This is a genomic window from Sodalis endosymbiont of Henestaris halophilus, assembly GCF_900161835.1.
In the GTDB taxonomy this organism is placed as follows: Bacteria; Pseudomonadota; Gammaproteobacteria; order Enterobacterales; family Enterobacteriaceae.
Genome location: NZ_LT897836.1, coordinates 373990 through 391206, shown reverse-complemented (window position 1 = coordinate 391206; position 17217 = coordinate 373990). Strand labels below are relative to the sequence as shown.

6 protein-coding genes are annotated in these 17217 nt (G+C 38.3%); 3 read left to right on the top strand and 3 right to left on the bottom strand.

Going from position 1 to position 17217, the window contains the following annotated elements; translation table 11 throughout:
* Positions 1-25: 25 nt before the first annotated feature.
* The 3 genes from ispA to HBA_RS03445 form a co-directional block, all read right to left on the bottom strand.
* Positions 26-931: a (2E,6E)-farnesyl diphosphate synthase gene (gene ispA / locus HBA_RS00805; protein WP_097032164.1), complete on the bottom strand. Its 906-nt coding sequence runs from the start codon at positions 929-931 to the stop codon at positions 26-28.
* Between the two features lie 3539 nt (positions 932-4470).
* Positions 4471-5838: an MFS transporter gene (locus HBA_RS00800; protein ID WP_097032163.1), complete on the bottom strand. Its 1368-nt coding sequence runs from the start codon at positions 5836-5838 to the stop codon at positions 4471-4473.
* Positions 5839-7375: 1537 nt separating this feature from the next.
* A complete protein-coding gene (locus tag HBA_RS03445) occupies positions 7376-7561 on the bottom strand; it encodes a hypothetical protein (protein ID WP_157774239.1) in 186 nt (61 codons plus the stop codon).
* 4962 nt (positions 7562-12523) lie between these two features.
* On the opposite strand from HBA_RS03445, the gene clpP reads away from it, so the two are divergent.
* The 3 genes from clpP to lon all read left to right on the top strand — a co-directional run bounded on the left by clpP (position 12524) and on the right by lon (position 17140).
* Positions 12524-13147 (top strand): ATP-dependent Clp endopeptidase proteolytic subunit ClpP, encoded by a 624-nt coding sequence (clpP, locus tag HBA_RS00790; RefSeq protein ID WP_097032161.1) that lies wholly within the window; start codon positions 12524-12526, stop codon positions 13145-13147.
* 154 nt (positions 13148-13301) lie between these two features.
* On the top strand, positions 13302-14573 hold the full coding sequence (gene clpX, locus HBA_RS00785) for an ATP-dependent protease ATP-binding subunit ClpX (RefSeq protein WP_097032160.1): 1272 nt from the start codon (positions 13302-13304) through the stop codon (positions 14571-14573).
* A 206-nt stretch (positions 14574-14779) separates the two neighbouring features.
* On the top strand, positions 14780-17140 hold the full coding sequence (lon, locus tag HBA_RS00780; protein WP_457920930.1) for an endopeptidase La: 2361 nt from the start codon (positions 14780-14782) through the stop codon (positions 17138-17140).
* The last annotated feature ends 77 nt before the right edge of the window (positions 17141-17217 follow it).

The following is a 17217-nucleotide window of genomic DNA, read 5'->3' as shown; positions in this document are numbered from 1 at the left end:
CTTGGGGAATAAAACTACATAGCATTTATTTTTTACGTTCAATAACATAGCGAGCTAGCGCTACCAAAGTGGTAGTGTTATAACCAAGTTCAGCGACACATTCTAAAGATGTTAGGGCTTCCTTATATAAATCATGAGCCTTGGTACATGCCATGTCCAGCCCCAGTAAAGAAGGATAAGTGCTTTTGCTTAATTTATAGTCTTTCCCTTGCCATTTGCCGGTGATTTGACTATCACCCACGACATCAAGAATATCATCTTGTACTTGGAAAGCCAGACCGATAGTCGTGGCGAAGTGATCAAGATAGCATAGAGCTGAATTACTACGCTCACCAGCGGCTAAAGCTCCTATCCGCACAGCCGCGCGGATCAGAGAACCAGTCTTGTGCTGATGAATTATCTCTAAATGCGTAGATGACATCTGTTGTTCCTCCATTGCTAAATCCATAGCCTGCCCAAGACACATGCCGTCAGCGCCGCTAGCAGCAGCTAAAGTCGATATCATCTTCAGCCTATCCCGTGGTAAGATCTCTGGCAGATCAGCATCAGCCAGGATGCTGAATGCTAAGGTGTGCAACGCATCACCAGCCAGGATAGCGATAGTCTCACCAAATTTAACATGGCAGGTCGGCAAACCGCGGCGAAGCGTATCATTATCCATCGCTGGTAAATCGTCATGAATAAGCGAATATGCATGTATACACTCAATTGCGCTCGCCGGCACGTCAAGACTGGCGAGTGTGATTCCGAACAACTTACCGGTTTGATAAACCAAAAAAGGACGTAATCTTTTGCCACCTAGCAAAGCACTGTAACGCATTGCCTGGACAAGTTGCGCTTGCTCCCCGGCAACAAGAGAGTGAAAATAACGTTCTAATGACGCGTTGACCCGCTGTCGGCTATCTTCTAATGCGCACATGAAATCAATCATCACGCATATTTTCCCAAAACAAAGGCAATAAAATTAACCATGTATCTTTAGTGTCCTTTAACAGGATTATCTAATAATCGTTTCGTTTCTTTCGATATTTTATAACCTTGGCGAGTCAGCTGCACAAAATGATCAAATGCGTTAAGTCACTTCTCTAGTAGGAATTTATTATATTAGAAGTAAATAAATATTTACTTTAGTACTCTCAAAGAGGTTTCAAAACTGGTGGTTGTTTAGATTTTGAGAACATTATTTTATATTCCATAGTGCAATAGAAAGGCAAAAAGAGCAGCACACTTCTGTAGCCCAGAATGCTAAGAAGATAAGCAAATGTTTAAATTTTAATTCAGAGGCGCAAAGTTATATGTGCAACGGTGCAAGTGTGATGCCAAAGGCTTAACGTAAGCCAAGCTCCTTATTATATGAGATGTTACGACGCGTGATTCTTTAAAAATAAAATTACGACCATCGCCATAATAGTTTAGTTTCAACCTATTGCTGAAAATCATAAAAATTTTTCCTATAGAGAACATTCCTTACAAAAATTCACCAGCAATCTTCTCAAAAATTTTAAGATTTAGTGCGGTGATGTTTAATTGAGATTATATCAAAGTGTCTAACTGTGATACACAACTTTACCCTTAAAGGTATGTTGACTTGATCTGCATTACCTTGCATTCACTTCCATTCTGGAAGTGAATGCAAGTACTTAATATAGTACATACATGAATATTTATATGCAAGATATGGGGAAATATCGATTCCTACTTGATAGGAACATCTTGTGCGTAAAGGTCAAGTACTTTAGTAAGTAAGATTGTACTTACTCTAAGCCTAGATTGATGCTACGTCGGCGACAATTGTACTAGAATGAAGATAACATTCGTACTAAATTGTCACATTAATACCAAAAGACTACTGCCGGAAATCCATAAAATCAGTGGCTGATGAGAAAAAAAGCACCTGCATGTCTAGGACATATCAATATCCGTGGTACCAAAAGGGGATGTGTGCTGCAGCTGATTTACGGCGTCTTCTATTTTAGCATTTTAAATGCTGATAAGTCTCAAAGTACGGAATGCATTAATGCAAGATTTTTAATCTTGGCGACTGAATGTATGAAATAAGAATCCCGTCAGGTAGTGTATAATTTAAGGCATCGTTATAATTTGTAAGATACAGTTAGCTTTGTATCCATAGATTTTGCTACGGTGATTAATGTATCATAACAAAAGTGGCCTATAACCTAATAGGAATTATTCTATAATATATTATGGTGCAAATGGCGTAGGACATCGCACAGAAATACGTAATTTACGGTATGGTTGCGAACATAACTGGATCGGCAAATTACTAGCCAGAAACTAACCAGTTAATTTGCGTTTAATTAAAAATATCTCAGATACGCGTATATCTATGTTCTATCATTTTTAATAAATGAGCATGTTATAAAGCGGGCGCGCAAGATAGATACAAAAAAGATCTCAATCACATAGTCGAATACTACTATGTGATAACTAAATATCCCTTAGCTATTAACTATTAAATATTAGCTATTAGTTGTTAGTTGTTAGTTGTTAGTTGTTAGTGGTAACAATTGATTTTACCTATTTTTTAGTTACTTACTAATATATCATGTTTATTGATTAGACAACCTCATGATCTTGCTGCTAATGCAGAATATATCAAACAGTATAACGCAGCAAATCCGTTTTGTGGTATTATTGTGTTTATTTGTATGCCTAAAAGCCTTTGAAGGACGTCCGATATTAAGAATACTTTAGATTTTTTTTTCAGAAAAATATATCTCTATTTAAAGAGATAACACTTTATTTATAGCTATAAATCATTTACTCAAGGATGCATTACAAGTCTGGCGACATTTTATTACTTTTCTAGACAAAAGATTGCTTATACAGCAATGATGGTTTAACGGCTCTGATTCAAAGCTCTAGCCGTGTTTTTAATTGTAATAATGTTAAATTAAGCAATAATTTGTTTAAATATAAATTTATTATAAATAATATGCTTATTAAATATACAAAATTAGAGAGTAAATGCACATAATATCTCCTACTTGGGATATTATGTTTCACTGTACTACTAAAGTGGATGACAAACTTTACTTATCGCATAGTAGCACTATTACTATACCAAACATCTCTTCCAAGGAGACATAATACAGGACCTTCGTAAAGGTATTTGCCTATTACGCCTTATTATTATCACACTACATACTAATCGTATTAACATAGATATATTCTCCTTAAACCTCTTCGCAATGATAACTACCTAAGTAGGGTCAGCCATAATCAGAGGCCATAGACACCACAACATAATAAGTAATTCTTCACGAGTGCCAAGGACGTTACGTCAACGGTTGGCTTACGCAAAAGCAGTGTCCCTAGCGGGAGTTAAATCGCGGCCTACATTTTGATACCCCTAACAAACTTTTAATGTTACCATCAGTCGATCGCTAGCGGCAACATGAACTAAGGCGCAACTAACCCAGCCGGGTAGTTGCAAACAATTTTATAACCCTTGCGTTTATTAATAACATCTGCGTTACAAAATGATTGCAGTACTACTTTCGTAATCTATGAAAGTGTGATGTATACCTGAAGTCTGATTAGCCAAGCGAACTTACTAGCCTATATTGCCCCCCCCCCTAAATAGTCACAGACCACAGGCTATTAATACTAATTAATCTTTTACAAGGTAAGGAAATAAAATAACTTTGCTTAACCTATTATGTGATAGTTATAAAATGTATAAATTTTCTGATATAGTACAAAACTTCTGGCACGCCAGTGCATAACTTATCACGGGGATATCATTTTTTCATCTCTTTAATCTTACAGGCAATGATACAAGAAAACTTATCCTTGCCAGACTAAAATGTGCTCTGATTATGAGATCGTATCATAAATTAACATGCAAAATTCATAACTTATTAGAAAACGTAAAATTATGAACTGAGCACCTCATGAAACTTTCGTAATACCTTGGTCAAGCGTGTTCAAACGTGAAGTGAAAATTAGCTTCGCCAGAAGCATTTACGAACGCTAATTTCAAGTAAACAACTAATCAAAACCCTACGAAAAAATTAATCAAACGCGGTAGTAACATTTTAGGCGGCGGCTATGAAATGGCAGTACGAATGAGAGCACAGCAGAAAAACTAACAGCCTCAATGCGTAGTTTAAGAAGATGATTATATTTATAAATCGTTAAACTTATAAAATTAGCAAAATTAAATATGCAGGCAAAATACAGATACGCGATAATGATTTACAGAAAATGTTCGCTTTGATAAAAGACAATTCACCAAATCAGCCATTGTAAGTTTTCTAACTATCGTGATTAACGACCAACTGCACAAATCACAGTTCAATTTTAGCATCATAACCACAAGTTTGCCGATTTTTACTAAGGCAACTAAAAAGAATGTGTAATCTTTACGAAGAACGCAGATAGTTTGATAGTAACTAATATATTGAGCTACTTTATATATAGTAATTGAATTGGTAGTGCTAGGGATCAAACCGCTACTGCCTTTTCCAGTTCAGTGCGGTTGGTTTGTGTAATATCCACCTTAACGTAAACGCTATGCTCCTGAGGCACTACCACCACTTCGGTTACTCCAGGATGTGCTTGTAGACGCTGTGCTAATTGATCATAATCGACCGATGCGCAACTTATTGGCAAAGTGATACGCAAACTGCTGACATATGGAGGTTCACGTAACGTTGCGCTAATTACCCACCAAGCAAGCGCTACTACCGCCCCCGCCAGAAACACAAGACAAGACCCTTGAGTCTGCAACATAAAACCGCCCAGAGTGCCACCGAAAGCCACACCGATAAACTGACTTGTGGAGTAAACTCCCATTGCAGTACCTTTATAGCTAGCTGGCGCCTCTTTACTAATTAATGAAGGTAATAAAGCTTCTATAACATAGAATGCTAGAAAAAATAATTGAATACCAACAAACATCATTAAGAGATAGCCGTTAGCAAAAATTAATAACAACTCCGTAAACAACAACAAAGTTACGCAACCGAGGAGTAGGAGCTTCATACGGCGCTTGACTTCGGCGTAAATAATAGCCGGCACTACAGCTGCAAATGAAACTAGCATAGTAATTAAATATACTTTCCATTGTTTGTTAGGCAAAAAATCAGCTGCGGCCATCATGGCCGGTAAGGCAATAAAATTTGACATCAAAATGGTGTGTAAGCAAAAAATACTCATATTAAGCTTCAGTAATTGTGAATTAGTCAAAATTTTACCTATGCTGCTACGCACGATATTTGCCTCGCGGTTAATAGTATGTTTAATGGCGTTGGGCACTACAAACTGGGTCAAAAAGACACTGACCAGAGCCAGTGCAGTGATTCCCCCAAACAAGCCACGAAGTCCGATATTGTGGGTTATGATCGGACTTACTACCATGGCGATAGCAAAAGTCACACCAAAACTGACACCAATAAACGCCATAGCCTTAGTACGGTTTTGTTCGCGGGTTAGATCAGAAAGTAGTGCCATTATCGCGGCAGAAACAGTGCCTGATCCCTGCAATGCACGGCCAAGAATCACACCCCAAATGTTTTCAGTCATCGCAGCTATAAAGCTGCCTAAGGAGAAGACCAGCAAGCCGCCAATGATAAACTGTTTGCGACCTACGCGGTCAGCAAATAGGCCGCATGGGATCTGGCAAATCGCCTGCATCAACCCGTAAATGCCGATAGAGAGGCCAATGAGAAATTCGCTGGCCCCCTGTAAGGTCATGCCGTACGTGGTCAATACCGGCAATACCATGAACATCCCAAGCATGCGCAATGATAATACCGTACACAAGCTCCAAGTTGCCCTCAACTCCATGCCCGTCATCTTTGTATCGTTCATATCATTACCTCACAATATTTTACTAGGCCATTGTGTCATGATTTACCGCATGACAAAAATCGGCAAACTTGGCAACCTCTGCATTAACGCTGTACCGACAGCCATAAATAAAAAACTATGAAAAAATAAAAGAACTGGACACACAACCCCATTGCTAGCAAAAGGTGTGGAGAAGCACGTTACCATGCGTGCGTTACCATACGTTATGGTATGCTGGTAGTGCGGACGGGGCACCATAAAGTACAATGATGTCATTAAGCTTAGCGGGGGCAATGGGGGTGATCACGAAAATCGAAAAAATGAACAACTTGCGGGCCCATTTTTTATAATCGTTGGTAAATTTATAATTTAGCAGTGTCATAATCAACCACCCAACGCTGACTGAAGATGCGACAATAAGGTATTTATAGCTAGCATAACAACTAATCGTCAACATTATCATTGCTAACATGAATCCAATAACATACAAGATAATATAGTATTTAGTCACCATAATACGTGTGTTACAAGGCAACACCGGAATCGACGCCGCCTGACAATCCTTAAAAAGGAAGATAGCTATGGTATAAAAACGTAGCATTTGCCGCAGACTAAAGATCAGCAGAAAAACTAGCGCACTAGTGTCAACCGGGTCGCTAACAGCGCAGTAGTTTATAACAGACGGTAAGGTGTTAGACAAGCTGCAACAAAAACGCACCATAAACTAATGTGCGCTTCATATAACAGTCCGTACACACAGACATAGATTATACAGCTGATAACTAAATGACGAGAAGATTAACGATCATATACAGCAGCTCGCGACTAACGATACCTAATACCGTAACATAAATTAATCTGATTTTAGATAAATTAATTTTTTCAACATGATTATGTTTCAGTCTTTTTCATTTTTTTTAGAAGAAATGATGCCGCCAGACGCAAAACGATAACAGATTAATTTTGAGAATCGTACAAACTAACGAAGTTTAACAGAAAAGTAGTTTTTAGAAAAATAGTTGTTAACTACTAAAAGTTACCAAAATCAGCAGTACTAGAATGTGCACTTCGGTGGCAACTTCAAGCCTAAAAAAAAAGATTCACGTACATTACGTATTGCCGTCTTCTATATCATTAGCGAAACACTGTGGCCTAGATAGCGCCCAAAGTCAAGAGTACTATGGTCACAGTTAACATGGGGGATATCTGGATGATAAGCACGTTGGCGCATAATGCAACCCAGGTAAAGACCGGCATTTTCATAATTATCCTGCCTGAACGCGAATACCAAATATGATAGCTAAGAAGTTAACACTGGTTAGTGTGGTTCTGATACTTACTACCTGAATACTTAGATATAATAATCAACCCGACACTAAAACCGTATTCCTTGCCCGTCAGCTGCAGATAAACACCCAAACAGTTTGGGAAAATTCACCTACGACAAGGGATATATTTGTTACATATCACGCCGACAATAACTAGTTAGAAACTAACGGGGTTTTGGAAAAAAGGCAATGTCACGCTCAAAGATTTATAGCAGCACCGCCAAGGTTCATTAACCCAATAAAAACGGCATCAAAATAAAAATGATTATGATGACGCCGTGAATGGTTACTACCTGATTATAATGATGCAGAGAGAAAAATATGCTTCGACGGCCGCGAATAGTACCGGCTGCGAACGCAGCATATTTGGTATTGACAACGCCACGAATACGTAATATCACGAACGTTAACTTCATGTAATAATGATGATTTTTTTGTGATTGATTGATGTAAACTAATCATGCCAAAGATATTGCCATTGATCGAAATAGGTCATGACGGCTAATAGCCTTAGATCAATCATAATTATTGCGATGATGGTTATCATAATAATTGGTGTGTATTATAAAATGCATCAAGCATTAATTTTCTAAACATAATTATTATTCATAGAAATAATAAGTAAGATTGTTTACCCATTTACATATCCATCTCTGTTGTCTTTGTAATAGTTATTCTATTCTCTTTGCTTATAAATTTACCGATCACATCTTGATTCAGATTGGGGTTTACACTGGAAAGTAATCTACTAGATGATATGCCTTTATAGCTACCTGGCTTGTTAACTATAAGATTTAGGTAAGCATTCATTCCAGTTATTGTATAAATTTCGCTACGAAACTGTAGAATAAAAATGAGTTCATTACTACATTAGATGTAATCTAATCTTCACAGGAACTTTAGTCGGAAAAGCTATTTGATTGACCTTAGTAATAATTTACTCTGGATGGTGTTATTACGAGTCTATTATAACAACTTGAATATTAACGTATTTGACGAAATAATCAATGGATTTGCTAGAATACAGACCCCTAGGTAAAATTCTAGGTAAGAGTCAATAGAAAGATGATAATGGAGATGAATGCCTATATACGTCACTAGTTTTATCTTGGTGGAATTATGGCTATAATTGGGGGGCTGTACGCGCGCCTTTATATTTTGACAGCGGGTATTATAGCAAAGACGAATACTATTAAGATAGCTGGTATAACAACGATCAACATAAGCCTGAGGGAATTAGTATTCATGAAGGTTGCTTTAATTTAATCCGTATCTTAGACGTTTATTAACAATATATGGCAACGGCCATAGGATTTTATTATATTTATAAGTTTCATCTAAAAACATTAATAATGTGATCTATTATTAATTCTGGGGTTTTTATAGTAAAAGCACAGTACTGAAAACATACTTAATTTTATCTATAAATAATATTTATGAGTTTTGCTAGAACGTATTACACCAGTGAGGTAAGATATGAAAAAAAGATTAATAAAAGTTATAAACATATCATTAATATATTTATTTCTTAAATAAAGCTAATAATAGCTAATGACTTGTATTATTTAGTCAATAAATTAATGTTACTTTAACAAAACCATGAATATATAAATGCGTGTTTCTAGAATATTAAAATAATAAATTTTCATGATCTACACATAAAGTAAACACATAATCTCTGCAAAAGATAATAAGATAAATATATGTTGTTAACGTCGGCAAATTTATCACCCATCGCTACATACTTTGAACTTAATATAGTTAGGATGAACAGTAATGCGGTCGACATGCCTGTATTCTCTCTCGAGAATCGAAAATACATTTCATATGTGTACTTATGAGCCACAAATCAAAAGAGAACCTCTTTCCCAACATAAATCTATTATTGCCGATTTTACTTAAGCTATAATTATATCTTAGCAGATTACCACCTACCTGGTATAGATACAGGTAGTAATTAGCCGTTTCATGGCCACGCCGCAGAAGGCAAATAACCTGCTTGCTAAATTGACAATATATTTAATATGAGAAGGCCTGCAATAATTCGCAACTACGCGGCTGCAGGCTGTAACTATCTATTACAGGCAACTAAAGGCGTTTTTTTTGAAAACGTACGCCTGATTAATAGAGCTACTTAATAATTTTAAGTTATAAAAGACTATCGGCATAAAGAACTGACGCGTATATCTTAGGTAAATATTAATAACAACTTGGATAAAAGCTGAATCACAGCAATAAGAAGAAACATTGCTAAGTTAGTGTGACTAAACAAATGGGTGTCATATTTATAGATAGATTTATAGTGATAGATAAAATCTTAGTAAACCCAACTGATATCAAGGGTAGGCACGAATAAATGAAATAAAATGCATTAGCTGTTTTTTTTAAACAAGTGAATAATGTTTCTGCCGTAGGCTATCTAGTTGATCATATTAACCAGCAAGCTATCTAAAGATCTAGTAAACTTACCATTGGTAGCTCGTAAGGAGCGTTTTACATTATATGCTAACTGATAGAAATGCACTTGCTGTTACTAATACATCTAATCAATCATGGAGAAATTCGTCCGAATGATAATGTTATAAGCCCAGCTGTCCCTTTAGAGACAGCAATGTAAAATTTTTAATCACGATCTGCAAAATAATGACACTATGATCTTATTAATCATGTAGCCGAGATCGGCCATCTTTTTCTCTAGTGCCGTCTTCAAGTAAAAAGCGCAGATCGTGCGCTGAGAAAATAGGTTACTAAATGTGATCAGGAAGTGTCCTTAGTTAGGCACCTCATTCGGCCGCTGAATGGGTTCCTTTACTCTGACGGTAATGCCCATCAACGCGCTGGATTCTGTTGTGGCCGCTGAATTACCTAGCGCCTTGGTGTGCTGATGGAGCAGACAAATAAAAAATCAAACCACCAGTAGTGGTAGTGAGTTTTAGCAAAAAAGATTTTTCTGTATTAGAACAAATAAAAGGGGTAGTTGCTTTAGTCTAAGGTATAATTTCAAAAGTAACGGTGAAAGCCTTAATGTTTAAATAGCTCTTAATTTGTCAATATATAATATTTTCTCGATACCCAAAATCTGATATAAACCCTATACAGGTAAAGACATGAGACGGTAAAATTAGTCGATTTAAACGCTAGACATCAAAGAACATTTAAACAAACTGATTTATTAACAAAGCAAATAGTTAAGATTACAGCCAAAGAAAACATAATCTACACAAGCAAATAAAAGTAAAACTCAATGTAAGTTTTACTGCGACATATAAAATTAATAAACGAAAGTTATCACAATAATGTTTCGGCGGACTCTAAGAGTAATTCAAAATTGATATTAATCAGCGACCAGTTCAACGATAAGCGTATACTGAGCCTCATCGGCAAATGGTAAATAATCTAAAAGAGTAAGAGAACGATACGCCAGTCGGTTTTTAACCCTACTTCTACCTATCAGATCATACAAAACACAATTTCGTATGATTATCTAATACTAGTTTATGCAGCTTATAACACAATTTTCATTTTATATTTATAATAAGTATTTCTTATACGCCTATCTAAGATAGGCAACAAGTTTTTTTATTTAAATCACTACCGGATCTGTTTATACGTTCGTAGGTATAGATGACTATTTTAAAAACACTATAATTAATTGCGCACTGTTATTTTTAAAAGGTTACTAAATATAATTTTTGTTAAAACAACTACAGGGCTAAGGCAAGCATCCGTATTAACAGCGCCGACAATAAAATTGAGCAGGAAGTAAAAATGAATTACGATAGTGATCGTATACTACAGAGTACGCCACGATAGAGGTTCGTAATTGGTGCCATCTAGTGCGATGTTTCCTTCGTTTAATCAGGATGTATCGCGGCGATCAGATGCAATATAAATTTGTGTTGACGCTATTATTTAATAAAAAATCAATTTGGCGGTAGTGCGTGATTATGTGATAACTAAATATAAAGCTGGTAAAAACTTCATGAATTCAATAAAACCTAGAATTACTCCAATATAAAATAATAGAACTAAACACCATTGAGGTTGATAAGAGGTTAACAAATCACAGGTAAGTGAAGAAAGCGTATATAAATATTGTTTTTAAAATGCTGCGTACACATCAGAACAACTTCACAACAAACGTAAATGCCACTAGCGCAGAAACTCACGTCATCTTCTGAAATTAAACTAAGATTATGGAAAACACTTCAGGTTACCAGCAAGAAAGCCATCAATTGTTTTTTAATCATGGTAAGACAGAGACGTATGATCTTAGGATATCTTGATCTTCGTCTCTGACAAATACATCATTAGTCGTAAAACAAGAAAAACTTTGACATGAACATGACCTTCCCCTAAAAATTACTTAATTGGAAAATCCAAAAATCAAAGTTGCACATGCGCTATTAAGCTAACATGCTGAATAGAGTCAACTATCTGCGCTGCATGAAGATTTATTAAAATTTTTATAGTTGTCGCAGGATAGCCAAAATCAGCGGTAAGGATAACAGAAGTTCGTAACAAAATGAAACGCGAACTAAAATAAGAGCACAACTAATTGAAAATTAAAATAACTAAGTCCTACCAAAAGCGAACGAAATTTACGTTACCGCAACGCTAATTGACAGTATAAACGACGTACTAAAACGCTAAGTGACACAACTGTTAGGTGACAACAAGAAGCAGATACTAAAATTTTCGCGCGAGCTATTTGAAAATCAGGTCTAGCCACACCTCAAACCTGATTTATGACTAAGCGAAATCATTCAAAATATGAACTAAAAGCAAACAAATCCTGTATAAACTCGCTCATTAAAAAATGAGCGAGTTGCCTAAAAAGATTTGAAAAGTAGCAACGACATTCTACGACAAAATAAAAGCCAATAAACAAGATGCGAAAACGTAGCGCTCAAAGAACAGGCAATTGAAGCATTGTTGGCCAAATATTCTAATTACAAAAAACTAACTTACAGCGTTGATGCATGAGCTGAGCACACCGGACCATATTAAGTTGGCCCGAAAAGGTAACAAAGATTATCTATCACATTAATAATAGCCTACTACTATCTATGCGATGGTAGGATACTTATTGAAATAAGAAGCTTATGATAAACTTGACGCTGACAACCAGCGATATATTTAATTAATAATTAGTATTAAATAGTGTATGCAGTGGGAATACTCGGCAATAACTAGCGATAAAATAATACCGCAGCCGACTTGAAAAGGGCAAAACGCTCCCCACAATAAATGGAGGGAAAATAAAATATCGCGTTATTAATCTTTACAAAAAGTTACGTCTATGGGACATGACAATGCGTTCACATCTCACATAAAATAGGTGATTTAAATGTCAAAAAAATTGATAGGCCACTGTGATGTCATACAGTAGTAAACAAAATAATCTTTTATTTCATATGTCCCTAGTGCCAATGGTAGTAGAACAAACTTCACGCGGAGAACGTTCATATGATATCTTTTCGCGACTTCTGAAAGAAAGACTTATCTTCATGACAGGTCAAGTCGAAGACCATATGGCGAATTTAATCACGGCGCAGATGCTATTTTTAGAAGCAGAAAATCCAGAAAAAGATATCTATCTATACATTAATTCACCAGGGGGGGTCATTACTGCTGGTATGTCTATATATGACACTATGCAGTTCATTAAACCAGATGTCAGCACATTTTGTATGGGACAAGCCGCCTCCATGGGGGCTTTCCTCTTAGCAGCTGGTGCAAAGAGTAAGCGTTTCTGTCTACCTAACTCACGGATCATGATCCATCAGCCGCTCGGCGGATTTCAGGGACAAGCAACCGATATTGCAATTCACGCACGAGAAATACTGAAAGTTAAAGCGCGAATGAATGAATTAATGACGCTACATACAGGGCAACCTCTTGAAATAATAGAAAGGGATACAGAACGTGATCTTTTTCTCTCAGCACCTGAAGCAGTAAACTATGGATTAGTAGATTTCGTATTAAGCCAGCGCGCGTAATTGCTTAATAATGGGAAGATATAAACTTCTAGTTAATGTAGTGTGTCGTATAGAATCATCAGCGCTTCCGGCTTACAGCTTAAAGTTTAGTTGGAGCGTTACCTACCCCCTAATGGCTGAGGTATAAAGACGAAAAAAAAGGAGTTTATACTGAATGACGGATAAGCAAAAAAACGGTTCAGCAAAGCTGCTATATTGCTCTTTTTGTGGTAAAAGCCAACATGAAGTGCGAAAACTAATCGCCGGGCCGTCAGTGTATATCTGCGATGAGTGTGTCGACTTGTGCAACGATATTATCCGCGAAGAAATAAAAGAAATATCGCTGGGCCGTGAATCTAATTCAATGCCGACGCCACATGAGATCCGTCACCACTTGGACGATTATGTCATCGATCAGGAAAAAGCCAAAAAAGTACTAGCAGTTGCTGTTTATAATCACTATAAGAGATTACGCAATAGCGACACTAATAACGGCATCGAACTCGGTAAAAGCAATATTTTGCTAGTTGGACCTACCGGGAGCGGCAAGACCTTACTAGCGGAAACGCTGGCACGTTTCCTAGATGTGCCTTTTACTATAGCCGACGCCACAACCCTTACCGAGGCTGGATACGTCGGTGACGATGTGGAAAACATAATTCAAAAACTATTGCAAAAATGCAATTACGACGTGCAAAAAGCCCAGAGTGGCATTATCTACATTGATGAGATAGACAAAATCTCTCGTAAATCAGATAACCCCTCCATTACTCGTGACGTCTCCGGTGAAGGAGTGCAACAAGCGCTGCTAAAATTGATAGAAGGCACTGTGGCAGCGGTACCGCCTCAAGGCGGGCGAAAACATCCGCAACAGGAATTCCTTCAAGTAGATACTTCTAAAATCCTGTTTATTTGCGGCGGCGCTTTTTCAGGCTTAGATAAAGTGATTGAGCAACGCACCAAAATTAACTGCGGCATCGGCTTTAGCGCTACCCTTAAGGGCAGCACGGAAAAAATTACTGAAAGTGCATTGTTAGCGCAAGTAGAGCCGGAAGATTTTATTAAGTTCGGCCTTATCCCGGAATTCATCGGCCGGTTACCCGTCGTTGCTACGCTAAATGAATTGAGCGAAGAAGCGCTGATTAAGATCCTGAAAGTACCGAAAAATGCGCTAACTAAACAATATCAGGTCCTGTTCAACCAGGAAGGCGTAGAGCTAGAATTCCGCAACGAAGCGCTGATCGCTATCGCCCAAAAAGCCATGGAGTGCAAAACTGGCGCACGCGGCCTCCGTTCCATAGTGGAAAGCGCGCTTCTAGAAACTATGTACGAATTGCCTTCCCAGAATAACGTAGAAAAAGTAGTAATTGACGAAGCAGTTATCACTGACCAATCAAAGCCCTTGCTTATATACAGTAAGCGTGAAGCTCAGCAGGCAATCAAGTAATTAAAAACGGTTCTTATAGTACGCACGTGCACCGATTGAGAACACCCAGATAAGAAGATTTCACCCCACGATTTTCATTGCTGGCGGCCGTTGAATCTACACCATTCGACCCCATATACTCAAAAGTAACTGATTATTGAAACTAACACCAACTGATTTTTGTACATCCTACAAACTTGACGGAAACCAAAACAAGAGAGAGCTCTATGAATGCTGAGCATTCCGAACACATAGAAATTCCTGTATTGCCTCTGCGCGATGTGGTGGTCTATCCACATATGGTTATTCCACTATTTGTAGGCCGAGAAAAATCTATTCGGTGTCTTGAAGCAGCCATGGATAGTGATAAAAAAATCATTTTGGTAGCTCAAAAAGAAGCATCAACCGACGAGCCAGGTGTTAATGATCTATTTTCAGTTGGGACAGTATCTTGCATTCTTCAGATGCTTAAACTGCCTGACGGCACAGTCAAAGTGCTTGTGGAAGGTCTGACTCGTGCCCGTATCAAAAAACTGACAGACAGTGGCGATCATTTCACCGCAGAAACAAACTATTTTGACGCACCCGAACTAGATGAGAAGGAACAAGAAGTGCTCGTGCGTGCCGCTATCAATCAATTTGAAGGCTATATAAAATTAAACAAAAAAATACCTCCTGAAGTGCTGACCTCGTTAAACAGCATCGATGATGCCGCCCGTCTAGCTGATACTATTGCTGCCCATATGCCACTAAAATTAATTGACAAACAGTCAGTACTAGAAATGTCGGCTGTCACCGAGCGTCTTGAATACTTAATGGCAATGATGGAATCAGAAATCGACCTACTGCAAGTTGAGAAACGTATCCGCAATCGCGTCAAAAAGCAGATGGAAAAAAGCCAGCGAGAGTATTATCTTAATGAGCAAATGAAAGCAATTCAGAAAGAACTGGGCGAAATGGACGACGCTCCTGATGAGAACGAAGCTCTTAAGCGCAAGATAGAGGCAGCCAAAATGCCACGGGAAGCCCGGGAAAAGATCGAGGCGGAAATGCAAAAATTAAAAATGATGTCGCCGATGTCCGCTGAGGCCACCGTGGTGCGCGGGTACATCGATTGGATGCTATCAGTGCCTTGGCATGCGCGCAGTAAAGTTAAAAAAGATCTAGTCAAGGCGCAGGAAACGCTTGATAATGATCATTATGGACTTGAAAGAGTCAAAGACCGCATTCTAGAATATTTAGCAGTACAAAGCCGGATAAGTAAAATTAAGGGCCCGATCCTGTGCCTCTTGGGCCCGCCAGGAGTTGGGAAAACTTCACTCGGCCAGTCCATTGCCAAGGCTACCGGTCGTCATTACGTACGCATGGCGCTGGGTGGGGTGCGTGATGAAGCGGAAATACGTGGGCACCGCCGTACTTATATAGGCTCCATGCCAGGAAAAATTATTCAAAAAATGTCTAGGGCCGGTGTAAAAAACCCACTATTTTTGCTCGACGAAATTGATAAAATGTCTTCTGATATGCGTGGTGATCCGGCGTCGGCACTGCTAGAAGTCCTAGATCCAGAGCAGAACGTGGCGTTTAACGACCACTACCTAGAAGTAGACTATGATCTTTCTGACGTAATGTTTGTTGCCACCTCAAACTCGATGAATATCCAGGCACCGTTACTTGATCGTATGGAAGTAATCCGCGTATCAGGATATACAGAAGACGAGAAGCTTAACATTGCTCGTCAGCATCTATTGCCAAAGCAACTTGAACGCAACGCTTTAAAAAAAGGCGAATTAACAGTTGAAGACAGTGCCTTGGTAGGGATTATCCGCTATTACACCCGCGAAGCAGGTGTACGCAATTTGGAGAGGGAAATCTCTAAATTATGTCGAAAGGCTGTGAAAACTCTACTAATGAACAAAAGTACTAAAAATATAAACATCTGTGTCAATAATCTGAAGGACTTTCTTGGCGTCCAGCGTTTTGATTACGGACGAGCGGAAGGTGAAAATCGTATCGGCCAAGTAACCGGTCTAGCTTGGACAGAAGTAGGTGGCGATCTGCTGACTATCGAGACCGCATGCGTGCCAGGCAAAGGCAAACTTACTTATACCGGTTCACTAGGCGAGGTAATGCAGGAATCTATTCAAGCAGCGCTTACTGTGGTGCGCGCACGGGCAGACAAGTTAGGGATCAACTCTGATTTCTATGAAAAACGCGATATTCATGTGCATGTGCCAGAAGGAGCAACACCAAAGGATGGCCCGAGTGCCGGTATCGCGATGTGTACCGCGCTGGTATCTTGCTTAACTGGCAATCCGGTCAAGGCCAACGTAGCGATGACCGGTGAAATTACTTTGCGCGGGCAGGTGCTGACTATCGGGGGCCTTAAGGAAAAACTGCTGGCAGCGCATCGCGGCGGTATTAAAACCGTGCTTATTCCCCTTGAGAATAAACGAGACCTAGAAGATATGCCGGCTAATGTGATACGTGACCTAGATATATATCCAGTTCAGCGCATTGATGATGTGTTAAATTTGGCGCTTCAAAATGCCCCTTTCGGTATTAAAGGGGCGGTTGAAGTGGTAAAATAAGGGGTTGATTTAACAGATGATTATCTTGTTTTAAAAATTACCGCGATATTAAAATTCAAAGGAAAGGCAATGAAAGT

What these genes read in the sequence shown, in the direction of transcription:
- clpX (WP_097032160.1), top strand. Translation starts at nt 13,302, where the DNA reads ATGACGGATAAGCAAAAAAACGGTTCAGCAAAGCTGCTATATTGCTCT.
- lon (WP_457920930.1), top strand. Translation starts at nt 14,780, where the DNA reads ATGAATGCTGAGCATTCCGAACACATAGAAATTCCTGTATTGCCTCTG.
- HBA_RS03445 (WP_157774239.1), bottom strand. Translation starts at nt 7,561, where the DNA reads ATGAAGTTAACGTTCGTGATATTACGTATTCGTGGCGTTGTCAATACC.
- ispA (WP_097032164.1), bottom strand. Translation starts at nt 931, where the DNA reads ATGATTGATTTCATGTGCGCATTAGAAGATAGCCGACAGCGGGTCAAC.
- HBA_RS00800 (WP_097032163.1), bottom strand. Translation starts at nt 5,838, where the DNA reads ATGAACGATACAAAGATGACGGGCATGGAGTTGAGGGCAACTTGGAGC.
- clpP (WP_097032161.1), top strand. Translation starts at nt 12,524, where the DNA reads ATGTCATACAGTAGTAAACAAAATAATCTTTTATTTCATATGTCCCTA.